Raw genomic sequence first — 20,008 nt, forward strand, 5'->3', positions numbered from 1 at the left:
GGCGAAACACAAGGCAACGAGCGGACCAGATAAGCTCGCGCAGGAGCCATAATCCTGGCGGGGGTGGTTCGATTCCGCCCCTGGGCACCATCGCTCTTCTAAGAGCCTGATATCCAAAGCTATTCAGCAAACTCAACGGCTTACCGGCTCCTCAGTGGTACAGAAGGTGTTTTTCCTTTGGCATTGAAAAGGAGAGAGCGCGCTTCAGGCATTCGAAGAAGGGCGCGACGCAACGGAGCCGTCACGATTCGTCGACTCGCGCTTAGGGCTGAAGACGTCGTCAGCTAGTGTTTTCCTCACGCCACGGAGCATGAGTTGTGCGACTAGTCTGTGCAAGTGCAACAATCTCAGCCTGATGATGAGCTAACTGCACCTAGGGGCGCGTACTTCATAAAATCTGCTGCTAAGAGTAGACGCGCGTGATGTCCGCTTGTTCTCCAACAGCGGCGCGAAAGCGAACGTTGTCGGACTTCCGAGAAAGGCCAAAACAGGACAAACTCGCAACATCACGAAACAGAGATTCGGATTGCTTGCGTCTAATCGGCGCCCCATCTCCGATGGATCGCGAAGGGTCCGAAGATGGAACGTGCAGCACTTGTCGCAGGAGCAACCGGCATAGTGGGCAACAATCTTGCCCGACATCTCCTGGAGCGCGGGTGGTCAGTGTACGGGCTCGCACGCAGGCCAGGAATTGATATCCCCGGTATGTTGCCGATCGCCGCTGATCTATTGGATCCGGTGTCCCTTGGATCGGCGCTGCGCGATCTGCGTCCCACGCATGTTTTCTTCACCACGCGGCTTGGACAGAAAACTGAGAGGGAGAATATCCTGATCAACTCTGCGATGGTGCGCAACTTGCTGGATGCATTGTCATCCGCCGCGTCGGTCAGGCACGTCGCACTCGTAACTGGCCTCAAGCACTATCTCGGGCCGTTCGAATCCTATGGTCAAAGCAGCTTGATCGCCACGCCGCTTCGAGAGGACCAGCCGCGGCTCGATGCCGAGAATTTCTACTATGCCCAGGAAGATGAGGTGTTCGCGGCGGCCAAACGAGACGGCTTCGCCTGGAGCATTCACCGGCCACATACGATCATAGGCTATGCTGTCGGGAATGCCATGAACATGGGCACAACGCTCGCTGCGTATGCTACGATCTGCCGCGAAATCCGACGGCCTTTTCTGTTTCCTGGCTCTGCAATTCAGTGGAACGCACTAACCGATATGACGGACGCCAGACTGCTGGCCAGACATCTGGAATGGGCGGCCATGACAGATGCTGCCCGCAATCAGGCTTTCAATGTTGTCAACGGGGACGTATTCCGTTGGAAGTGGATGTGGGGACGCTTGGCGGGTTGGTTCGGACTACAGCCAGCAGCATTTCCGAACGAGCGCAATCCGCTTGAGCGACAGATGAGCGACGCCCGCCCGATCTGGTCCGACATCGCCCGGAAGCATCATTTGGCAGAACCGGATCTCAACCGGCTTGCGTCTGCGTGGCACACCGATGGAGACCTCGGTCGGCCGATCGAGGTTGTCACCGACATGGGCAAGAGTCGTCGGCTGGGGTTCCTTGACTATCAGTCGACGGACGAGAGTTTCTTCGACCTGTTCATGACTCTGCGAGAGAAGCGAATCATACCGTGAGCGAGGCGGCTCGCTCGAGTGTGTTCGAACCGCAAACTCCGCTTTGGGTCATGAACGACAGGAGAGCATAGTAAATCCACTCATAGCGACCAGTTGAGCCTGCCAGCCGAGCCACGATTCAAGCCACCCGCCGCAGAAGCAACAAGAGCCTTCCCCGGCTGCGGAGCTAGGGCGCATTCATCGCCGATATCAACGAAGTCTCACCGATCTGCCGCTGGTTGGAGCGGATCAAGTAGTGGTCGTGCCGCTGGACTTCCGCTGCGTCGCCGTATGTGCGGCCGCGTATTTCCAACGAGCGCTTCGATGTGGGGATCGTGCCAGCGTGAGCAGATGGAATGGCTTGATCTGCTGGTGCATCACCCTGTGTGGCTCTGGGTGGCGCCCCGCCGTAAGTGTTGATCATCGAAAGTAGATTCAGGTTTTGCGTGAAGGAAGCGGCCACGATCGCCGCTCCTGACTCGGAACTAATTTTTTCAGGCCTACGATGCGCTAGTTAGCTACAACCTTCCTCTAAAAAAACGACGCTGTAGCCGCGCTGCCTTGCACACGCCCCGTGAGCTCTATTCAGGATCGTGCTGTAACAATTTCACTTCTCCTTGGGTGCATGCCAATCATTAATGGCGCTTTAAGCTAGGCTCTGGGAGAAGGCGGCTATGGGAGGTCGGAAGCGAACAACTGGCAGCACCTTGCAAGAAGCCGTTTTGGCAGCCGCAATTATGGCCTTTATTTCTGGCCCGGCGACAGCAGAGGCGCCAGTCAAGCTGGGGATTTTGACAGACATGTCCTCGCTATATGCCGACAATGGTGGGGAAGGCTCGATCATAGCCGCCGAGATGGCTGTTGAGGACTCCGGGAACACGGTGCTCGGCCGTAGCATTCAAATCGTCGCCGCGGATCACCAGAACAAGGTTGACGTGGGTTCCGCGATCACGCGGAGGTGGCTGGAGAACGAAAACGTTGAAGTGATCGTCGATGTGCCAAATTCTGCGGTTGCGTTGGCGGTGCAGGGGATCACGCGCGAGAGAAAGAAGATCTTTCTGGCGACGGGAGCCGCGACATCCCGCCTGACTGGCGATGAATGCTCAAATACGGGAATTCACTGGACCTACGACACGTACGCCTTGGCTCATGGAGCGACAAAAGCGATCTCACAGCTCGGTACTAAAACCTGGTTCTTTCTATCTGCGGACTATTCTCTCGGATCTCAGCTCGAGTTGGAGAGCCGCAAGGTGATTGAATCGACTGGCGGAAGGATTCTCGGTGCCGTCAAGCATCCTCTCGGTACAACGGACCTTTCGTCCTTTCTGCTGCAAGCGAAGGCGTCTAACGCAGACGTCATTGCGCTCGCAGATGCAGGTGGCGACTTCATAAACGCTGTAAAGCAAGCCCATGAGTTCGGCATATTGGGTTCGCAAAGACTTGCCGGGCTGATCGTCTTCATTGCAGACGTCCACAACCTCGGTCTGCAGAGCGCTCAAGGCCTTTTGTTGAGTTCGGCCTTCTATTGGGACATGACCGAAGAGGCGCGGGCTTGGTCCAAGCGTTTCATCGCCCGCACACACAAGGTACCCACGATGATCCATGCTGGCACTTACGGTGCCGTCATGCACTACCTAAAGGCCGCTGGCGCTGCAGGGATTCTGGACGGTCCCGCGGTTGCGGCGAAGATGCGTGAGATGCCAGTTAATGACCTAATGACAAAAGGCGGGACGATCCGGCGAGACGGTCGGCTCGTGCGAGACATGTATTTGTTTCAGGTAAAATCGCCCGAACAATCCAAATACTCGTTCGACTATTACAAGCTCCTGGCCACCATTCCGAAGGAAGAGGCATTCCGCCCAATGGACGAGGGAGGATGCCCGTTGGTACATAATTGACTTGAAGACACTCGGGGGAAGATCGAGCGTGTCATTCGGGCGAGGCCGTGATTTTCAAAACGAGTGTGCTGCGGCGTATCATCAGTGATATCCTTGAGGTCGCCCGTCTGCGCCGAAGCGGCTCAAAGCTGCGGCGCAAGCTGAACTGATGCCGTATTCCACAATTGTGGTCAGCTTCCAAGCACTTCAATGAACGGGCTGCATCTGGCTGTTGAAATCGTTTCAGTTCCAGCCGTACTCAGCAGGCAGTAAAACGAACCGCCGTTGTGAATAAACTCTCCAGCTCCTTTGGCAGACGGCGCTGGAAGTTTCGATGCTTGCTCTGATGGTCGGCGGCTAACTCGAGCCAACGAAGACTCGTAACACTCTACATGCGATACGATCAACTTCTCTTCGAACCTGCTTCACGGGCGCACCATCTACCCATCTGCAAAACTTCAGGAAGCGAACATGACGAAGGTCCTGGTTCTCTACTATTCGGCTTATGGACACATCGAAACTCTGGCGAATGCTGTCGCCGAGGGGGCACGCGAGGCGGGGGTCACGGTAGACATCAAGCGCGTCCCAGAATTGGTGTCGCCCAACCTTGCAAAGGCGTCGAATTACAAGCTCGATCAAGCTGCGCCTGTAGCGAAGATCGAGGATCTGGCGGACTATGACGCGATCGTCGTCGGCACTGGCACCCGCTTTGGCCGCATGACGTCGCAGATGGCGAATTTTCTCGACCAAGCGGGTGGTCTCTGGGCTCGAGGTGCGCTCCACGGAAAGGTTGGCGGCGCTTTCACCTCGACCGCAACCCAGCATGGGGGGCAGGAGACCACTTTGTTCTCCATCATCACCAACCTGTTGCACTTCGGAATGACGGTTGTCGGCCTGAATTATGGGTTTGTGGGTCAGAATAAGCTCGACGAAGTCACTGGTGGTTCACCTTACGGCGCTAGTACAATCGCTGGTGGGGACGGCAGCCGAAAGCCGTCTCAAAACGAGGTCTCCGGCGCACGTTATCAAGGACGTGCGATAGCGGAGATCACGATGAAGCTGCATGCCTAGTTTGAGAGGTCGAGCGTACGAGTTGGTGCACTGGCGCTCGCCCTCGCGGCAGCGGGCCGACCTGCTAGTGTGCTCACTGAAGCCGGCGAGCCGGTGTTGCTTTCACCTGGTGCAGGTCCACCGGCGCCTCGAGCGCGCCCGGAGTGCCGTAGCAGGTGGCCAAATGAAGTATGTCATCAACCGACCTGTGGATCGACTATGCCAGTCTTGCTCCTGCCGCTCTGTATCGCTCTTGTTGCCAACATTGCTGTGGCACAGGTGAAAACTCAAGACAGAAGCCCGAGCGACTCCACGTACAGTACTGGACGGACTGTGTTGCCGGACAACAAGGGGCAGCTGCAGCCGCAGGGATGGACCGGGCCAAACTCGACAGGTTCAGGCGGGGCGCCGGCTTCAAGTCCGCAGGGAGGGACACCGCCGGATATGCAGCCCGCACCTGGCGGCTCATCCAAGACCATTGTCGCCCCCTCGGCTCCTAATTGATCGGCTAAACCTTCCACCGCGTTGCTGGTGGCATTGTACTTGCTTGATCAGCAATCGATAGTCGCCAAGCGAGGTCTGCGTCATGGCAGTTGGTGGTCGAATTGTCTCGTTCATCGTATCTTGCAAAGGTGAGATGACGAAAACGAGCGTCGTCGAATGCTGCGGCCGACGCGCGATACCCGGGGGGGCGCATCGAGAGTGGCCCATGCCCAATTCCGCATCTGAACGACCATCTTGTCACGGCGGCGCCCCGAAGCCTTCGGGTCAGCGTCTGGATTTCCATGATGTCGAGGCGACGGCACAACTTACCGAGGGGACAGGAACCGGGAGATTTGGCTCGGCCCTTAGGATGCCCAGCAAGAACCCTTTGGGCGGACATCGCGGGAATAATGGTGTAGCGGTCAGGGCGCGGAATATCCGTGTCCGTCGAAGGCCGGTTACCCTTACGAATTGCCAGCTGCTATGTCGGAGCGATAGTGATCAACCATCGAACTGGGGTACAAGAGCTGTCTTCCTTGACCGATCTGACCATGCCTCTCACCGTTGCGCGGCCGAAGGTGAGGGTGGCAACTAGTCCTCGATACTGGGCGTAGCGGCTACGTCGGGCCTCGATAGGGTCATTGGTTTCGATCTGCTGCACGTGGTCCGCCAATCCGTTCATGAACGACAAGTCGTGATGATGTCTGCCGTACAATAAGAGCATACAGTTAACGAATGGCGGGGCCCCAGTGGATTGGTTGATTTAGAAGTAGCCTATTCTCTTCCCTCATCTGGAATTGACTATTCAGTGTAGGGCCTTCGGATCGCTGCCCGTTCCGTGGCTTTTATCGGTGACCGAGAGTCCTGCACGCTCCCGCCCCAATACCCGCGATGAACATTGTCGGGCGCTGTTGGGGGGGCAAAGCGGCGGTCCTGCGGTACGCATCGGGCGGGCGCCGTCTTGTTTGACACGCCGTAATTCGCCAAGCGTGTGACCTTAAGTCTAGCTTTAAGGTCATCAGGTGATGCGGGTTGAGCTTTTGGGTGGGCTGGAGCGTCGGCGGCGCTGGTCGCAGGATGACAAGGCGCGGATTGTCGAGGAGACATTGGCGCCGGGTGCAAAGGTGGTTGCGGTTGCGCGTCGCAACCGAGTAGCGGCCAGCCTGGTGTTTACCTGGCGTCGACAAGCGCGGACATCCGAGCAGGTCGTACCATCTTTTGCGCCGGTGCAGATTGCCGCCACGGAAGCGGAGGAGACTCCGAAGCTTTTACCTGCGGGTGATAGCCGAGGGCGGTCTGTGGTGGCTGCGCGTATTGGATTGATCGAGATCGAGCTTGGCAACTGGCGACGCATCCGAGTGGACGCGCACGTCGTTCCAGAAGCGCTGGCGCGTGTCCTCGAGGTGCTTGAGCGCCGATGATTACCATACCGGGTAATGTGCGGGTGTGGCTTGCGACCGGCCACACCGATATGCGCCGCGGCTTCCCGAGCCTTGCGCGGCTGGTCCAAGAGAGTTTGAAGCGTGATCCGCATGCCGGTGATCTCTACGGTTTTAGGGGCCGCCGCGGCGACCTGATCAAGATCATCTGGCATGATGGCCAAGGCGCATGTCTGTTCACGAAACGGCTGGAGCGCGGCCGCTTTTTGTGACCATCGCGGGCGGACGGCGCTGTGACGATCAGCCTTGCACAGCTATCCTATCTCCCTCTCCGGAATTGATTGGCGGATGCCGCAAGTAACCTGGTGGGAACTGGTATCGTCAGTTCAGTTCCTGACGTGCGACTAACCTGTGAACATTTCAATCTCCGAAGCTAACCACTATGAAAACCCGGGCGACGGTTCGCCCTACACTTAACACGTGCAAGCCTATCGCGTAACGCCCTTTCGGTGTCGTGCCAGCGTTCGATCTCGCGCTTCGTTGTGCTGTACCGCGTCGTGACCGGCTTCTTGTTCGCAACCTTCTCGCATTCAGGCAATCAAATTGAGGGGAAGTCGGCGGTGACGCGAGTTGGGTCTCTAATCTTTGGTCTTGGCGCGCGTCGTGGTAGACTTGGCCCGTCAGACCAGGAGAACAGCCATGACCGCCGAGTTCGATGAAGACCGCTTCAATATGGCTATCCGTAAATTTCTGAAGCATGTCGGGGTTACATCGCAGCGTGAAATTGAGAACCTCGTGCGTAGCGGGGCAGTGGAAGGTGGCGAGCTCAAACTACGAATGACCTTGTCCGCTGAGGGAACGCCGCTGAAACATATAATTGAGGAAATAATCGCACTTTGACGATATTCCGGGCGCCCGTGATTGCCATTCGCTTGGCAGGCGCTGGCGCCAGGTTCTGAAGAGCAAAAGTCGAGCTGATTTGATTTATGTGCGCGATGGGTGGCTGATCACCGCGGCGGGTGTGACTGCGGGAACAGATTTGGGTTTGGCGCTGGTCGGGCAGCGGCATGGCGGGGAAACGACACTCAAAGTCGCCAAGCGACTGGTCGTATCGCAGCAATCAGCGACGAGCCGGCAAATCTTGACTGCGCGCGCGCTGGTCAATGGCGGCGTTCTCGACATCATAATCGAACAGCCATCCGCGGAATGCGGCGGAGTTTGCAACTTCGCGATCGCGTTGTTCGAGGTCTTCATATTTCGAATCGAAACGCAGTCCGTTTTTTCGTGCCTCCGCCTGAATGACGTCAGTCCGGACACGGCGCATTTTTTCGTACTGCGGCAAGATGGCCGGCACCTCGACCGGATCTCGTCCCTCAAGAAGGACAGCCAGAGCGATGCCGTCTTCAATCGCCTGATTGCCGCCCTGCCCTAGATGCGGAAGCATGGCGTGGGCAGCGTCACCCAATAGCGCGAGCCGCCCATTGGTCCACGATTGCAGCGGCTTGCGGTCATACAAACCCCACCAAAAGCAGCTCTCCACCGCTTCCAGCAGTCTCACGACCGGCGCGTCCCATCCGATGAAGGACGACGCGAACTCGTCGCGGTCTCCAATCGCGGACCAGGATTCGGCCTTGGCGTCGGCGCTGGGGATGAAGCCGACATAGTTCAGCAGCCGGCCAGCGCGGACCGGAAATACAATAAAGTGCTTTCCGCCCCCCATCCAAACCTGATGGGCTGCCTCTCGCCATCCCGGAAGTTTGTCGCTGGCAATCAAACCGCGATAGGAGCGGACGCCGGAATATTCCGGTAGTGTCGGCTCGACCACATACTTCTGTAAGGCAGAATGTATGCCGTCTGCAGCGATCACGAGGTCGGCTTCGACGGTTTCCCCATTTGCGAATTTCAGTCGCGCTGCGGTCGCGCTCTGCTCGAAGCCGATGCAACGATAGCCGGTGCGGACGGCTTCTCCCGGGAAGCTTGCCGCGAGCACATTCAGCAAATCGGCTCTGTGCATGCCATACATGCCATTCCAGCCGCTGGAGTCGGTCGTGACGACAGCGCCGACCCTGGTGCCATCGGAGCGGCAGTATTGTGATGCATCGCCGATCTTGGCACCGACCTTGCCCAGAGCAGGTCCCAGCCCCATTCGCTCGAGTTGCCGCAGCGCGTTCGGAAAGATCGACAGGCCAGCACCGATCTCGCCCAGCGCATCGGATTGCTCGAAAACCATGACGTCGATGCCCCTTCGACGCAGGGCGCATGCCGCGGAAAGACCGCCTATTCCTCCACCAACGATGGCAGCCCGAAGCTTCATTTGAACCTCCGCGTTCCCGAGGCCGCACTACCTTGCGACATTTTTCAAATCGACGATGCGGCTGATCTGCTCGATGCGCGCTCGCTGCCGTTCGATGGCCGCGGAAAACTCACCGGACGTGCCGCCGAGGACTTGCGCGCCACTTGCCTCAATTCGAGAGCGGAGCAAGGGATCGGCGGCCACCGCCTTTACGTCCGCAGAAATCCGGTCGCGCAACGCCGGCGGCATGTCGCGCCAGCCGAACAGGCCTGCCAGACCCTCGATTTCCATTTCAGGAAACCCGGATTCAGTGACAGTCGGCACGTCGGGCAAGCTTGGTTGGCGTTCGGGACTTGTGACGGCCAGTATCCGCGCCTTGCCCGCAAGGACAGGAGCTCTCACCGACAGCAGGGCGTGGGAAAGAATTTGCACGCGTCCCTCGGCAAAATCCGCCTGCTGGGCCGAGGCATCCCGATAGGGGATGTAGATCTGCTTGAGCCCGTGCCGCGCCAGCATTGCCGCGAACACGAAGTGTGGCAGGCTCGGACCCGAACTCCACGACAATTCACCGGGCTTCGCTCGGGCCAGTTCTGCCAGCTCCTGCAGCGAGCGCACTGGGAGGCGGTCGTGAACCGCGATGACCAGGATCGAACTAGCTGTCGAGGCGATCGGTACCATGTCTTGGGACGGATCGTAGGGAAGCGAGTCCTTCAATAGCGGGCTCACGGTGACGATCGAGGCGGTCCCATAGAGAAGGGTGTGATCGTCCCTGGCGTTTGCAAACGCGCCGCCTCCGACGACGGCATCGGCGCCGGGCCGGTTCTCGACGATGACCGGCTTGCCCCAACGCCTGGTGAAACCGTCGGCATAGAGACGCGCGCTTGCATCGTTGGCGGAGCCTGCGGCAAACGGGACAATGATCTTCACATTGCGCACTGGCCAGGCGTCGTCTCCATGACAGGTGGATACAGTCGCCCAGGTGGCCCCGGCAAGAAGCATCGCGACGCGGACGACATTTCGAAGGTTTCGCAACCCCATTGGCTTCTCCTGACTGAGCCGTGAAGGAGAATTTCGAAAAGTGTCTTCAAACACGATGCTGCCACGACTTGGATGGCACCGCGTTCGCGACTAAGCCGCTCCCAGTAGACCATGGCCGGGGGGCACTGTACTGAAATTATGATGAAGTTTGGCGGAGATTCCGGCTCCCACGGAGCTCATCACCCTTCCGGAGCCGGGCCGCTTGTTTTTAGTCTACTGGCCCTTGCGCGGCGAAGCTGCAGTAAGTCGGCACCCATTTCTGAAATTCTGCAACCACCGCGAGTCTCGCTGCAACCCGTGCGCTGAGCACACTTACTCAGTCAGAACAGAGTTATCGACGTCGAAGACGGATACGGAAAAGCTTGCGTCACCAATTCTCCAGCCGACACTTCTGCCAAGCCGTCAAGACCGGAGCACTTGCAGACGGCAAGGTAACATGATCATCAAGGTCGGGCGACGGGTTACACCTAGCCCGTGTGATCGGTACAATTAGCCGCGCAGTTCGAGAGCTTGTCCACCGCTGAGCGGAGGCACCTCGCGATCTAGGCCGAATAAAATCCATCACCGTATCCACAGACCTGCACAGGACGGAATCCTCGCCGCGACTCCACAGACCTGCACAGGACGGAATCCTCGCCGCGACAGATCGTCGAAGGCCTGCTGGTATCCCGCACTAACTAGGCCGTGCCGTGCTTGCCATTCGCCCACCTGGTCCTCTTGCCAAATTGCAGCGTAGCGAGCGATCCCTGTGTCACTGTACCCGCTCACGGAAACCAGTGGAAACCTGCGGCGTTCTGCTCATCAAAGGCCTTCTGATACTCGCTCGCCGTTAGGCCGTGCCGACCCACCCATTCGAGGCCAGGGCGCCGTTCCCAGATCGCCGCGAAACGCACGTCGACATTGACCCGGAAACCGCAAACCTGGCACGGGCGCGAAACCGTCGGCGGCCATCTGGTCAAAAGCCTGCTGGTATTGGCTGCGCGACATCCCGTGCCGCGCTTGCCAATCAGAGGATGCCCCCTGTTCCCATATGGCGGCATATCGGGGCTGGCCGCTTGCGATTTACTTCGCCGTCGCGGGCTGCCTGACCCGGATGGTGATCTTCTCCGACACAATGGGCGGCTCGAACGGATAGTGCTTGGCATCGCCCAGCACGAGTTGAAGCGTGTGCGTCCCGGGCGGAAGCTCGAGCAGCGTTTCGGTCTGCCCTGCCCCGAAATGCAGATGCGACTTGTCCTGCAGGATCGGCTCCTTGGGATCGATGGGGTCGTTGACGTCGATCAGCAAATGATGGTGACCGGCGTTCTGGTACTCGTCGCCGGCATGGGTCACTCCCATGTTGCGCAAGCCGAACCGGACCCAGAATCCACCTCGGACCTTCTGCCCGTCATGCGGGGTGATGAAATAGAGCTTTGCGTCCTTTGGCGCTGCCCTGCCTTGCGAAAAGGCCACCCCGGGGAGCAATGCGAGCGCCGCCGCCAGTGCGACGCAACGAAGGATCTGCATCAAAGCAACTCCACCACTTAAGGACTAAGCGCCACGCGGAATCCGTGCGTCGGGTAACGAACATTGGTGTCGTAGCCATCCCGGTTGGACGGCCGCACATATCTCGCAGTCCTCGACCCACTGATCCACACCGCCGCCCATGTCGTGGAGCCCGAACGGATTTGGCTTGAAGCTGCCGACCTTCGCCGGTTGCTCGGCCGCGAGATCACCGCAATCCTTGCAGCCGGCCATGCCCGGCTGCAGCTTGTCGCCCCACCAATATTTGGTCTGCGTTCCGCCCCGCGCGGCATATTCCCATTCGGCTTCGCTCGGAAGCCGATAAGTCTTCTTCGTCGCCTGAGCGAGATAGGCCGCATATTGCCGCGCGTCGGTCCAGCTCACATTGCTGACCGGCGCATCGTCCTTGCCGATGGCCGTAAAGCCGCACGCCTTTGCAGCGGCGCACACGTTCCATTCCTGCACCGTCACCGGGTATTTGCCGATCGAGAACGGCTTGACCGTCACCTGATGGACAGGACGCTCGGTCGGGTCGTCGTTGCTTCCCATCGCAAAGCTGCCGCCGCGAATGGAGACCATCTCGGGTTCGCGGACGGGAATGGCCGATTGACTTGGCACCGGAGCGGGCGAGGGAGGCGACGAAGCCAACGAGGGAGAAGGCTGCGGCGTCTGCGGCGCCGCTTCGCGCGGCGGAGGCTGCGGGCTTGGCGATGCGGCAGAAGAAGTCTTAGGAGAAGCGGTGGGCAGGGCGGCCTGCTCGCTCACCTTGCCCGGCGCCTGCGTCAGCAGGTACCACAGCACGCCGGTGGCAATGACCAGCAGCGTGAGGCTCAGGAGAAAGATCAAGATATTCTCGCGCCCGGCCTTGGTCTTGCCGACCGCATCTGCATCCGGCAGCACGCGATAGACGCGCACGGGATCGGTGATGTTCTTGACCTTGCGGTCCCCGAGCGACTCGTAGCCGCACACCACCTTGTGCTTGATCTGCTCGTAGATCGCCCCCGAGATGTAGACCTGACCAGGCTCCGCGATGCCCTCGATGCGTGAGGCGATGTTGACGCCGTCCCCGTAGATATCGTCCGACTCCACGATGACGTCGCCCAGATTGACGCCAATCCGGTATTCGATCCTCGTATCCCTCGGAAGCGAGGCGTTGCGCCCGATTAGGTTCTGCTGGATGACGATGCTGCATCGCACGGCCTCGACCGGACTGTCGAAGATCGCGATGAAGCCATCGCCCGTCGTTTTCACCAGACTTCCATGATGCTCGATGATGCTGGGCTGGATGAGGTCCCGCTCGATCCGCTTGACGCGAACGTGCGTGCCCTCTTCGTCGGCCTGCATCAAGCGACTGTAGGAAGCGATGTCACCGACAATGATCGCTGCCAGACGGCGAGGCCCGACGCCGCGGGAAGGGGGTTCACCGTTGTTCCCGGATCGGAAGTTGCGAATTTCGCCCATAGCGGGACCCACAAAACTGGCGAACCCGACCGCATCATACGATCCCCAAAAGGATCGAATTCCAGAAAATATCACGTCGATGAACGCAGACAATATCGAAGCACTCGTCTGTATCGCGTTGCCGATCGAAATGCCATCCCAGATTACCTGCCGGTCGTCGGACGCAGTCTCGCCGCCGATGACTGTCGTGCGTAGGTATTGGGGCCACGATCATGTGGGGCGGCGTGAGAGCATGTCGGCGGCGAAGAGACGATAGTGCTGCTTAGCAGCCGGTCCCAGAACATTCCGATACCTTTCGGCATTGCATGGATTGCGCAGGTTCTAGTTCACTTTGAAGGAAGTCGCCCCCATACTGGCCATACGGGCGAAGTCCTCAAGACGACGAGGCTGCCTGGGAGCGGCCCTTCGGCTTGCCCGTGACGTTGAGCACGAGCTACGGCCGGGTGAAAGTTGAACACTTTGCGTCGTCAGTGAGACGGGACCAGTGTTCATCGTGACGATGACGACAAAGCGCTGAGGATCATTGGCGCCGGAGCATGATCTGCGTGCTCATGCCAACCCCACCAGGCGCAATTGTGAGACCCCCGCCGCCGCGGTGCGATGACTGCGGCATCCGACAAAAGTGGCGCCGTTCACCGGGTTCGCGAGCGGAGGAACGCTCTTGTAGGCGGAGTTGCCTATCAGGAGCGCGATCCGGCGTTCGGCGTGAACTGAGCCGCAAGTTTGCACAGCTAGAAGAACAGTGCCAACCAGCGCATCACGCCCATCTTCGCCTCATGATAAGGCTTCATCACTGCCCAGGAGCAGCAATGGTCACAGTCTCTTCCATGATCTTCGCTACGCTACCGTCTCGGACCACGATTGCGGTATAGTAGCCGTGTAGGAATTGGTCGCCGAGCTTGGCCTGCCACTCGCCAGCATTGAACACGAAGTTGCCGAAAGACCGCGACACGTTGCGCTCGACCGAGTAGTCGTGCAGGTCCAAGTTGACGACATCCTGCAGATTACGCCGAATCGCCTCTCGGCCCACGAACATACCGCTTGGCGTCACTCTAATGGCGTCGTCGGTGAACGTTGCAGCCATCCCATCGACTTCTTTGCGATTGTATGCCGCGGCAAAATCTTTCTGCAGATCGGCATATTGATCGTCGGTAGCCTGCTGAGCGGCAGCACCATAGCAGGCCGACGTCAATAAGAATGCGGCAAGTACTATCGTACGCACCATCGAGTTCGCCTTCATCAGAACGTGCGGTCAGAACCACTCGCCCGGCATGTACTTGTCGGCAATAATAATGCTCACAGACACGAGCAAGCCGCCAAAACAGAATAGCGATACCGACAAGAACGTCTCGAAGTCAGCAATCGTCTCGACCGACGCCTTGGGAAAAATAAGGGTAGCCAATGCCGCCATGTTGCCGTCCAATTTGTTCTATTGCGGCTGAGCCAAACTCGCGCTCAGCCCATCACGGCGCGGAAGTCAGCGCCTATTTTACAGCATCAATCCGTAGCATCTCGTCAAGACGAGCCTGGCAGTACTCTTCATAGAGTGCGTTGATGATCGTCCGCATGACGTGAGGTCCCCTATCCACCTGATGAAGGCTAGTGCCGTTCTGTTTCAGGATCGCTTCGTGGGACCTGCCATATGGTTTCGGGCTGACGGCCTTCGCGCATCTTGCAGCGCACAGATTTCGCGGACAAAGCGTGTCACAATCAAACTGCTACGGCGCGAAATCCTTACTTGCGTTAGTAATCCAAGCACATTCGTGGCCGCCGGGGCCTGATGCAGCTTATCGCTGCTTCTTCAATGCGTCGGAGTGCCCGAGCTATGCGGTCACTTGGGCAGAAAGCTTGAGGTGATCGGCTTGAAGGCTTCCTGCGCAAAAGTCCTGTAAAGCTCGCCGATCTTGGTCGCTTCAGCGAAGAACGTCTCTTGTGCAGACTTGGCGTATTCGGTTGTCAATTCGGTGAACTTGTCGGGGGACTTCACGGCTGCAAGCTTCTCGAAATAGGCCTTGCTGGCCTCGAACGACGATTTCGCGAAATCGGTCTGGGCGGTTGTAATAGCGGTAAGATGCTGCTGAATGTTGGAAAAATCGGGCATGTTAAATGGTCCTTTGGTCGATCAGTCCCGGAGGAGATCTCCGATCCAATTGATCACGGTGTCTTATGAAGGTGGGGGTGCCTAAAAAGCAAGCATAATTGGTGCGCCGCAGCAATGACAGTTTGTAGACTGTAGTTTTACGGAGTTCACATTTGAAGATGGACGGCTTCGAGTCACAGGCTGCCTCTAACGGCCTAATGGCCCTTCCGGTCGGCGTTTGAGGCTCCGCCGTCCTTGTGGGCTAGCTGCTCAAGAAGCAGGAGAATTGCGCGGCGCGTGCCCCGACTCTTGATCTCTTTGAACGCTTTGATCAGGCGAAGCGTGTCGCGATCGATCTTTGGGAATTCCATCGGCGCCCCGGCGAGCGAAGGCCACAGCAGGGAGATCCTGCTGCGGCCTCGCGCGGTCAAAAATCCGGGTGGAAAAGATCTAAGTGAAATATGAAGCCAGCCCCGGTGAACCCGATCATACCGGGCCGTCGGGCAAGGGAAATATGATCTAAATCACAAACCCGCATTAGTGATTAATCTGAACCATCCATGCTGAGGGAGAGCGCCGCCGAGGCGGGCTAGCTGGCGGGCTCTCACCTCGAGCACAAGGCCGCGTATGTCCCCCACGGCCCCGTCCCAAGCAACAAGCTACGCAGCCGCCGCTAACAAACTGTAAACCTAGTTGCGTTCATATTCGTCGGTCGCAATGGTGAACTCGCTGCGACCTTCGGCCGGAAGCCCGCTAGCTAACGCACCTGGCGGGCTTTCTTCCTATCTGAAACAGTCTGATGATCCATCAAGCATCGCGTGGATGAAGAGAAACGACAAACCCAAAGAATGGACCGATGCAGAGGTGCAACTCTTGCTCGCTCTGTCGCGCGAAGGCGCCGGCGCGGTACAGATTGCGAGTGCGTTGGATAGATACATTTCATCGGTGAAGCGTGTGGCGGAAATCTTCGGCCTTCAACTGCGGGGTTAAGGGCTCCGGTCACGCTGGCCGGCCTAGCACTCCCGGCGCTCTAATCCGCAATTGGATCGGCTGCCGGGAGCATTGGGGGCTGGAAGCCATGCGATGCCACGTTAGCCCTATATCGATAATGCGTACAAAACCGGAATCCGGTAGTTGTCCGGAGTCCATTTTCGGAACGGGGTGTTCTACTGTGAGAACACCGGCGCGATTTAAATACCAACCAATTTCAAGTTGACCGGGAATGCCGCAGTGGGGCTGGAACCACGCTGCGGCTTTTCCGTGAGAAATACACTTCCGCGCACATCGAAATTTTCGTTAGACGACAGTCTTGCGTAGCAATTTGATCCCGAAGTTCATTTTGAGCGCGGGCGAGCGCAGTTGGATAATGGGCAAGATCGGATTTGCAATCATCTTTGCTGCGATTGCGGCATATGCAGCGGATCATCGCTGGAACGATGGCCGCTATACACGAAGCACAGCTACGGTGCTTCGCGATGTGCAGCATGCGATAGGTTGGTGACCCTCAGGGGCAGCCGTGATCATTGATCCTGTTCAGCTTGCGTCGGCCTCAGTGTGGTTCTAGTGCCCGTTCAACGCCCGCATGATACCGATGCGGGCAAACATAGTCGGCTTCCACCTTCCGCGACCAAAATCAACGGTCCATCGCGGCTTCCCACTAGCGTCAAGCAGCGTCACTAACTTGCCGCGGTTTGGCAGCACGATCGACTCGTCGAAAGCGGACCACTTCATGCCTTCGCCAGCAAATCCTTGCCCGGCGTCAGGAGTCGCACATAGGTGCCGCTTTCGTGCAGATCGAACCAGTCGCGCTCGAATGCAGACTTGATGCCGGCGCCGAACTCCGTGCCGCTTCCCTTGAGCGTGTAGTTGATCTTCTCGATATAGATTCTGCCGTCCTGTATTGGCGCAATGCCCGAAGCCAGCTGAACGAGCTGGCGGGCGGCAGCCTCTGGATTGGCAAAAGGGCGTTCAGTGACGTGCTTCATCGCTGGAATCAAAACCTCAAGCGCCTATGCGTGGCTTGACTTGCCCGCGACGTAGGCGGGAATCGCCACCCGTTTGTCGCGAATGATTGTGTTAATCGTGTACACCACTTGGCAAAACTCCTCGGCCCCGACATGTTCTGCGCGTCGTGGCGGCGGTACATCAGCGGTTAGGCCCCTGCTCTGGCGGTCTTTTTCTTTCCCGAGGTTTGCAGACGGCACGGTCCACCCACCAGGAGATTGGTCTATCCTCGTGAGAAGTAGCCGGAATTGATGAACGTCCACTGTGGGAGGGGAGGCCTAGCGATTCGGCGCTACAATACCAGTGTTCGTATTCCCCAAATCCTGCACAGCCTTGTTCATCGTAGGATCGGTGACGTAGCCGCTGGCGGGGGTAGAAGAGCCGTTGTTCTCACCCCTGGCGGGATTGCCCAGCCGGTTTCCCGTGGTTTGATAGTTGAGAGCGTTGCTTGTGTTAGGTCCGGGCGAACCACCCGTACCGCTCGCGGTGCCACTGCTCGACATCGAGCCGGCCGCCGTGCTGCCTGAGCCTGTTCCTCCTCCAGAAGCTCCACCTGAACCACCTCCGCCAGCTTGCGCCAGCGCCGAGGCGCTGGTCAAAACTAGCGCCGCTACGAAGAGAAATGTGGAAGATCTCATTGTGGGCTCCTATGCTGCATAGGAAAAAACGCCCCAGCTCGATCTCGTTCCAAATGGAAGTCACTCAAGAAGAACAGGGCGCTAAAGCAGATTATTGGGAGGGCGCAAAGAGTCGTGCGACCAGCGCAGGGCATGCGCTCCAGCCGAGCAGGTGGTGGGGCCAAATGCTCCCGTAGCGCTGCACTGATGGTCTGCAACTGGGAGAAGCCGAATGCCTCTGATGCGTCACCTCATCGTTGAAGGTTCAAGCTCCAGTGTCGATAACGGCGGGGCTAGGACGACATCGTATCACACCCTCTACCTGCCAAACGCTATCCATGAGACTAGTCAGCAATGCTTTGCGACGGATGGTGCTCTTCTTGCAGATATGCTCGGCCGACAATCGTCAGTAATCGCCGCGTTCAAGGATGTCCCGAACATCCTGTTCGTTCAGGCGGGACAAAACGATCTTCGTTCGACTGACGCTTCAGCGTGGCTAGCGGCATTTGTCGGTTATTTAGCCAACTTTCAGGAAGCAATTAAGTCCTCACGCAAAATCGTGCAGCTCGGAATCAGCACGCATAATCCCCGTAACGAAATTATCTTCAATGTTAATCGGGCCGCCGCCGACGCTGCTCTGCGGCGTTTTCCAGGTGAAGGAAAGTGCGATTTTGTCGTCGATTGGGCTGCCGATCCGACCTGGGGCCCTGACTCCGCTGCCCCAACCAAGCTTTATACCCTTACGGCACGCATCCATCGCAGGGCGGACAAAGCAACATGGAGGCAAAATACTTTCGACCTACGCTCAACTCCCTCTTTCCTCTCACTTGATTCATCGTAGAATTCGTTCTTGTTCGCTAGACCTGCAGGCTGTAATCGACGTCAACACAAGCTCAAGTGTGCTGATGGAACTTATGGCCCCTTGATCTTTGCGTTAGGCGCCGAAGTGGAATAGGCAAACGATGCTCCGCTGGCTTAGCTCAGATCATCAAAAGATCCGAAGCGATCGAAAGCAGCTTGAAGTGAGGGCTCGCCGCCTGCTGCAGAGTTACCTGACGGCCAATGAGTGGCAAAAGCGCCAATATTATCAGGCAATCGCCGGCGCGGCTTCTGCATGTCAGCCTGGTATTGATGATCCGAGTTTAAGTAACGAGAAGCTTGCTGAATTAGCCGCTCAGGCGGCGACAAAAGTCGTCCAAGTACGTGATCGGAAAGCCAAGGATGCGCACGACCATTCAGCTGTACTGATCACGGATGCATACGCAACAGTTGCAATCGCCTATCGACGAGCGGCTTCAGCCTACACTGCTGACAAGGAAATGGAGCAGCTGGGCACCGCCGCAGTACACCTGGTCACGATAGCGAATTCATTCATGAATGCTGAAACGGTGCGGTCACTGACAGAAATGTGACTGCGGCTTCGGCAAACCAGCCTCGCCTCTTTGCTCCGGCGTATACCTTGCGCAAACCCTTTCTCCTAAGCTGACCGTAAGACGTTGCTTGTACCGTCGTCACCAATAAGAAAAGGCGGGCGGCATGTCGATTGCATTTCGAATCTTTGTACTCTTGTTCTGTGCTTACGCCGGTTGGGAAACCCCAAGCATCCAATTCGGCGAATTGCGAGAGCCTCAGCAGCAAGGGCGTTCTCCGACCGGATAAGTAAGGAATGAACAAAACAACCCTTCACCTTGAACGTCCGCAATCAAGCCAAGTTCGGCGTGCTGACCTCGCGCCGGCCACCGGTTATGCAATGCTCGTCGATGGTCGTTTCAAGACGGAATTTCTTGATCAGGACGCCGCGACTAAAGCGGCCCGTGATTTGTTGGCCAAGTATCCGAATCTGAAGATCGAGATCTACGATGCGGCATCGAAGTCACGAACGCCGGCGAAATAGCCGCTGCGCCGCAGCATGCGTGCTAACCATGTCTTCTGTTTTAATCTACCTTTAGCTTTTTGCTAACAATCGCGGTCGCAAGGTCGTCGCCAAACGGAGGCGGCCTGTGCCTTTGATGAAATATTTCGGATTTGTCGGTAGCGCTCTCGTCCTGTTGCTGATCGCAATCAGCTGGTGCTTCCCGCAGCAGGGGGCGGGCCCGGATAACAGTGACGTAGAGCGACCGTCCATAAGGATCAGCTCAGCCGAGCGGGCACCTGAACGGGTCATAATCGATGCCAGCTTGCCGACCATTGTGGCTCCGTCGAACATCAGTCCTTCTACATCGATGACGTCGGTGCAATCTGCTCGGCCTCTGCAGAGCGCATTCTCCGAACTTGACGTTGCCCCAAAGCCGGTCACTCCGAAATCAGGCGGCGAGGTCTTGAAGCCGAAGCATGCTGCAAAAGGAGAATCCGCTAAAAAAGTCTCTAGCCGTCGAGCAGCGAAACCGTTGAATATTATCCCCGTAACCGCAACGGGAGCGCAAGTTGCGGCGCCTGATACAAGACTGTCGTTACTGGAAACACTTAAGGAGCGGCTAGGGCAGACGTTTTTCAAGCTGAACTAACTACGGTGCCGACTACAGGTGACCTTGCCCCACGGGCTTAATCCAGTTTGAAGTTCGCTCTGGCCCAAGACGAGGACCAGAGCATGAAGCGCAATC

The 20,008-nt window shown here is 57.8% G+C and carries 20 protein-coding genes and 4 pseudogenes; 12 read left to right on the forward strand and 12 right to left on the reverse strand.

What is annotated here, in order from left to right:
- Positions 1 to 579 precede the first annotated feature (579 nt).
- Positions 580 to 1,644 (forward strand): SDR family oxidoreductase, encoded by a 1,065-nt coding sequence (locus AC0L27_RS35120; RefSeq protein ID WP_473322327.1) that lies wholly within the window; start codon positions 580 to 582, stop codon positions 1,642 to 1,644.
- A 166-nt stretch (positions 1,645 to 1,810) separates the two neighbouring features.
- Here AC0L27_RS35120 and AC0L27_RS35125 read toward each other — a convergent pair whose 3' ends face one another.
- Complete coding sequence (locus AC0L27_RS35125) at positions 1,811 to 2,086, reverse strand: hypothetical protein (protein ID WP_473322329.1); 276 nt, start codon at positions 2,084 to 2,086, stop codon at positions 1,811 to 1,813.
- Positions 2,087 to 2,297: 211 nt separating this feature from the next.
- On the opposite strand from AC0L27_RS35125, the gene AC0L27_RS35130 reads away from it, so the two are divergent.
- The 6 genes and pseudogenes from AC0L27_RS35130 to AC0L27_RS35155 all read left to right on the forward strand — a co-directional run.
- Positions 2,298 to 3,521 (forward strand): ABC transporter substrate-binding protein, encoded by a 1,224-nt coding sequence (locus tag AC0L27_RS35130; protein ID WP_473322332.1) that lies wholly within the window; start codon positions 2,298 to 2,300, stop codon positions 3,519 to 3,521.
- A 450-nt stretch (positions 3,522 to 3,971) separates the two neighbouring features.
- Entirely contained in the window at positions 3,972 to 4,571 is a 600-nt protein-coding gene (wrbA, locus tag AC0L27_RS35135; protein ID WP_473322334.1) for an NAD(P)H:quinone oxidoreductase, read from the forward strand.
- Between the two features lie 1,487 nt (positions 4,572 to 6,058).
- The gene (gene tnpA / locus AC0L27_RS35140; RefSeq protein ID WP_473322335.1) at positions 6,059 to 6,454 is read left to right on the forward strand and encodes an IS66-like element accessory protein TnpA; all 396 of its coding nucleotides are present in this window, start codon (positions 6,059 to 6,061) and stop codon (positions 6,452 to 6,454) included.
- Positions 6,451 to 6,684 carry an IS66 family insertion sequence element accessory protein TnpB gene (tnpB, locus tag AC0L27_RS35145; RefSeq protein WP_473322336.1) on the forward strand — a complete coding sequence of 78 codons (234 nt, stop codon included), beginning with the start codon at positions 6,451 to 6,453 and terminating at the stop codon, positions 6,682 to 6,684. Before tnpA ends, tnpB begins: the two co-directional genes overlap by 4 nt.
- A 427-nt stretch (positions 6,685 to 7,111) precedes the next feature.
- A complete protein-coding gene (locus AC0L27_RS35150; RefSeq protein ID WP_473322338.1) occupies positions 7,112 to 7,312 on the forward strand; it encodes a DUF6494 family protein in 201 nt (66 codons plus the stop codon).
- A 64-nt stretch (positions 7,313 to 7,376) separates the two neighbouring features.
- Positions 7,377 to 7,532: pseudogene (locus tag AC0L27_RS35155) on the forward strand (AraC family transcriptional regulator); the annotation flags it as partial.
- Here the strand turns inward: AC0L27_RS35155 and AC0L27_RS35160 are convergent.
- The 10 genes and pseudogenes from AC0L27_RS35160 to AC0L27_RS35205 all read right to left on the reverse strand — a co-directional run bounded on the left by AC0L27_RS35160 (position 7,533) and on the right by AC0L27_RS35205 (position 14,808).
- Positions 7,533 to 8,726 (reverse strand): FAD-dependent monooxygenase, encoded by a 1,194-nt coding sequence (locus tag AC0L27_RS35160; protein WP_473322340.1) that lies wholly within the window; start codon positions 8,724 to 8,726, stop codon positions 7,533 to 7,535.
- A 27-nt stretch (positions 8,727 to 8,753) separates the two neighbouring features.
- Complete coding sequence (locus tag AC0L27_RS35165; RefSeq protein ID WP_473322341.1) at positions 8,754 to 9,743, reverse strand: Bug family tripartite tricarboxylate transporter substrate binding protein; 990 nt, start codon at positions 9,741 to 9,743, stop codon at positions 8,754 to 8,756.
- Between the two features lie 561 nt (positions 9,744 to 10,304).
- Positions 10,305 to 10,451, reverse strand: a complete 147-nt coding sequence (locus tag AC0L27_RS35170) for a hypothetical protein (RefSeq protein ID WP_473322355.1) — start codon at positions 10,449 to 10,451, stop codon at positions 10,305 to 10,307.
- 18 nt (positions 10,452 to 10,469) lie between these two features.
- Positions 10,470 to 10,702 (reverse strand): annotated as a pseudogene (locus tag AC0L27_RS35175) (hypothetical protein); the annotation flags it as partial.
- A pseudogene (locus tag AC0L27_RS35180) lies at positions 10,680 to 10,805 on the reverse strand (hypothetical protein); the annotation flags it as partial. The pseudogenes AC0L27_RS35180 and AC0L27_RS35175, both read right to left, overlap by 23 nt.
- Positions 10,806 to 11,249, reverse strand: coding sequence for a DUF4399 domain-containing protein (locus AC0L27_RS35185; protein ID WP_473322343.1), 444 nt, complete (start codon positions 11,247 to 11,249; stop codon positions 10,806 to 10,808). It abuts the pseudogene before it with no gap.
- 17 nt (positions 11,250 to 11,266) lie between these two features.
- A pseudogene (locus AC0L27_RS35190) lies at positions 11,267 to 12,707 on the reverse strand (SUMF1/EgtB/PvdO family nonheme iron enzyme).
- Between the two features lie 790 nt (positions 12,708 to 13,497).
- Positions 13,498 to 13,932, reverse strand: coding sequence for a YybH family protein (locus AC0L27_RS35195; RefSeq protein WP_473322344.1), 435 nt, complete (start codon positions 13,930 to 13,932; stop codon positions 13,498 to 13,500).
- 27 nt (positions 13,933 to 13,959) lie between these two features.
- Complete coding sequence (locus AC0L27_RS35200; protein ID WP_473322345.1) at positions 13,960 to 14,118, reverse strand: hypothetical protein; 159 nt, start codon at positions 14,116 to 14,118, stop codon at positions 13,960 to 13,962.
- Positions 14,119 to 14,538: 420 nt separating this feature from the next.
- Entirely contained in the window at positions 14,539 to 14,808 is a 270-nt protein-coding gene (locus AC0L27_RS35205; RefSeq protein WP_473322347.1) for a phasin family protein, read from the reverse strand.
- Between the two features lie 801 nt (positions 14,809 to 15,609).
- On the opposite strand from AC0L27_RS35205, the gene AC0L27_RS35210 reads away from it, so the two are divergent.
- Complete coding sequence (locus AC0L27_RS35210; RefSeq protein ID WP_473322348.1) at positions 15,610 to 15,777, forward strand: hypothetical protein; 168 nt, start codon at positions 15,610 to 15,612, stop codon at positions 15,775 to 15,777.
- 737 nt (positions 15,778 to 16,514) lie between these two features.
- Here the strand turns inward: AC0L27_RS35210 and AC0L27_RS35215 are convergent.
- On the reverse strand, positions 16,515 to 16,772 hold the full coding sequence (locus tag AC0L27_RS35215) for a hypothetical protein (protein ID WP_473322350.1): 258 nt from the start codon (positions 16,770 to 16,772) through the stop codon (positions 16,515 to 16,517).
- Between the two features lie 868 nt (positions 16,773 to 17,640).
- On the opposite strand from AC0L27_RS35215, the gene AC0L27_RS35220 reads away from it, so the two are divergent.
- From AC0L27_RS35220 to AC0L27_RS35235, 4 genes are all read left to right on the forward strand, one after another.
- Positions 17,641 to 18,249 (forward strand): hypothetical protein, encoded by a 609-nt coding sequence (locus AC0L27_RS35220; protein ID WP_473322351.1) that lies wholly within the window; start codon positions 17,641 to 17,643, stop codon positions 18,247 to 18,249.
- A gap of 121 nt (positions 18,250 to 18,370) precedes the next feature.
- On the forward strand, positions 18,371 to 18,820 hold the full coding sequence (locus tag AC0L27_RS35225; RefSeq protein WP_456768635.1) for a hypothetical protein: 450 nt from the start codon (positions 18,371 to 18,373) through the stop codon (positions 18,818 to 18,820).
- Between the two features lie 254 nt (positions 18,821 to 19,074).
- Complete coding sequence (locus tag AC0L27_RS35230) at positions 19,075 to 19,302, forward strand: hypothetical protein (protein ID WP_473322352.1); 228 nt, start codon at positions 19,075 to 19,077, stop codon at positions 19,300 to 19,302.
- A gap of 106 nt (positions 19,303 to 19,408) precedes the next feature.
- Positions 19,409 to 19,912, forward strand: coding sequence for a hypothetical protein (locus AC0L27_RS35235; protein ID WP_473322354.1), 504 nt, complete (start codon positions 19,409 to 19,411; stop codon positions 19,910 to 19,912).
- The last annotated feature ends 96 nt before the right edge of the window (positions 19,913 to 20,008 follow it).

This window comes from Bradyrhizobium sp. Ken51 (genome assembly GCF_055807435.1).

Coding starts and splice junctions, on each gene's coding strand:
- AC0L27_RS35200 (WP_473322345.1), bottom strand. CDS start 14,118: ATGGCGGCATTGGCTACCCTTATTTTTCCCAAGGCGTCGGTCGAGACG.
- AC0L27_RS35210 (WP_473322348.1), top strand. CDS start 15,610: ATGAAGAGAAACGACAAACCCAAAGAATGGACCGATGCAGAGGTGCAA.
- AC0L27_RS35205 (WP_473322347.1), bottom strand. CDS start 14,808: ATGCCCGATTTTTCCAACATTCAGCAGCATCTTACCGCTATTACAACC.
- AC0L27_RS35215 (WP_473322350.1), bottom strand. CDS start 16,772: ATGAAGCACGTCACTGAACGCCCTTTTGCCAATCCAGAGGCTGCCGCC.
- AC0L27_RS35225 (WP_456768635.1), top strand. CDS start 18,371: ATGCTCCGCTGGCTTAGCTCAGATCATCAAAAGATCCGAAGCGATCGA.
- AC0L27_RS35165 (WP_473322341.1), bottom strand. CDS start 9,743: ATGGGGTTGCGAAACCTTCGAAATGTCGTCCGCGTCGCGATGCTTCTT.
- AC0L27_RS35160 (WP_473322340.1), bottom strand. CDS start 8,726: ATGAAGCTTCGGGCTGCCATCGTTGGTGGAGGAATAGGCGGTCTTTCC.
- AC0L27_RS35185 (WP_473322343.1), bottom strand. CDS start 11,249: ATGCAGATCCTTCGTTGCGTCGCACTGGCGGCGGCGCTCGCATTGCTC.
- AC0L27_RS35220 (WP_473322351.1), top strand. CDS start 17,641: ATGCCTCTGATGCGTCACCTCATCGTTGAAGGTTCAAGCTCCAGTGTC.
- tnpB (WP_473322336.1), top strand. CDS start 6,451: ATGATTACCATACCGGGTAATGTGCGGGTGTGGCTTGCGACCGGCCAC.
- AC0L27_RS35120 (WP_473322327.1), top strand. CDS start 580: ATGGAACGTGCAGCACTTGTCGCAGGAGCAACCGGCATAGTGGGCAAC.
- wrbA (WP_473322334.1), top strand. CDS start 3,972: ATGACGAAGGTCCTGGTTCTCTACTATTCGGCTTATGGACACATCGAA.
- tnpA (WP_473322335.1), top strand. CDS start 6,059: ATGCGGGTTGAGCTTTTGGGTGGGCTGGAGCGTCGGCGGCGCTGGTCG.
- AC0L27_RS35230 (WP_473322352.1), top strand. CDS start 19,075: ATGAACAAAACAACCCTTCACCTTGAACGTCCGCAATCAAGCCAAGTT.
- AC0L27_RS35150 (WP_473322338.1), top strand. CDS start 7,112: ATGACCGCCGAGTTCGATGAAGACCGCTTCAATATGGCTATCCGTAAA.
- AC0L27_RS35130 (WP_473322332.1), top strand. CDS start 2,298: ATGGGAGGTCGGAAGCGAACAACTGGCAGCACCTTGCAAGAAGCCGTT.
- AC0L27_RS35195 (WP_473322344.1), bottom strand. CDS start 13,932: ATGGTGCGTACGATAGTACTTGCCGCATTCTTATTGACGTCGGCCTGC.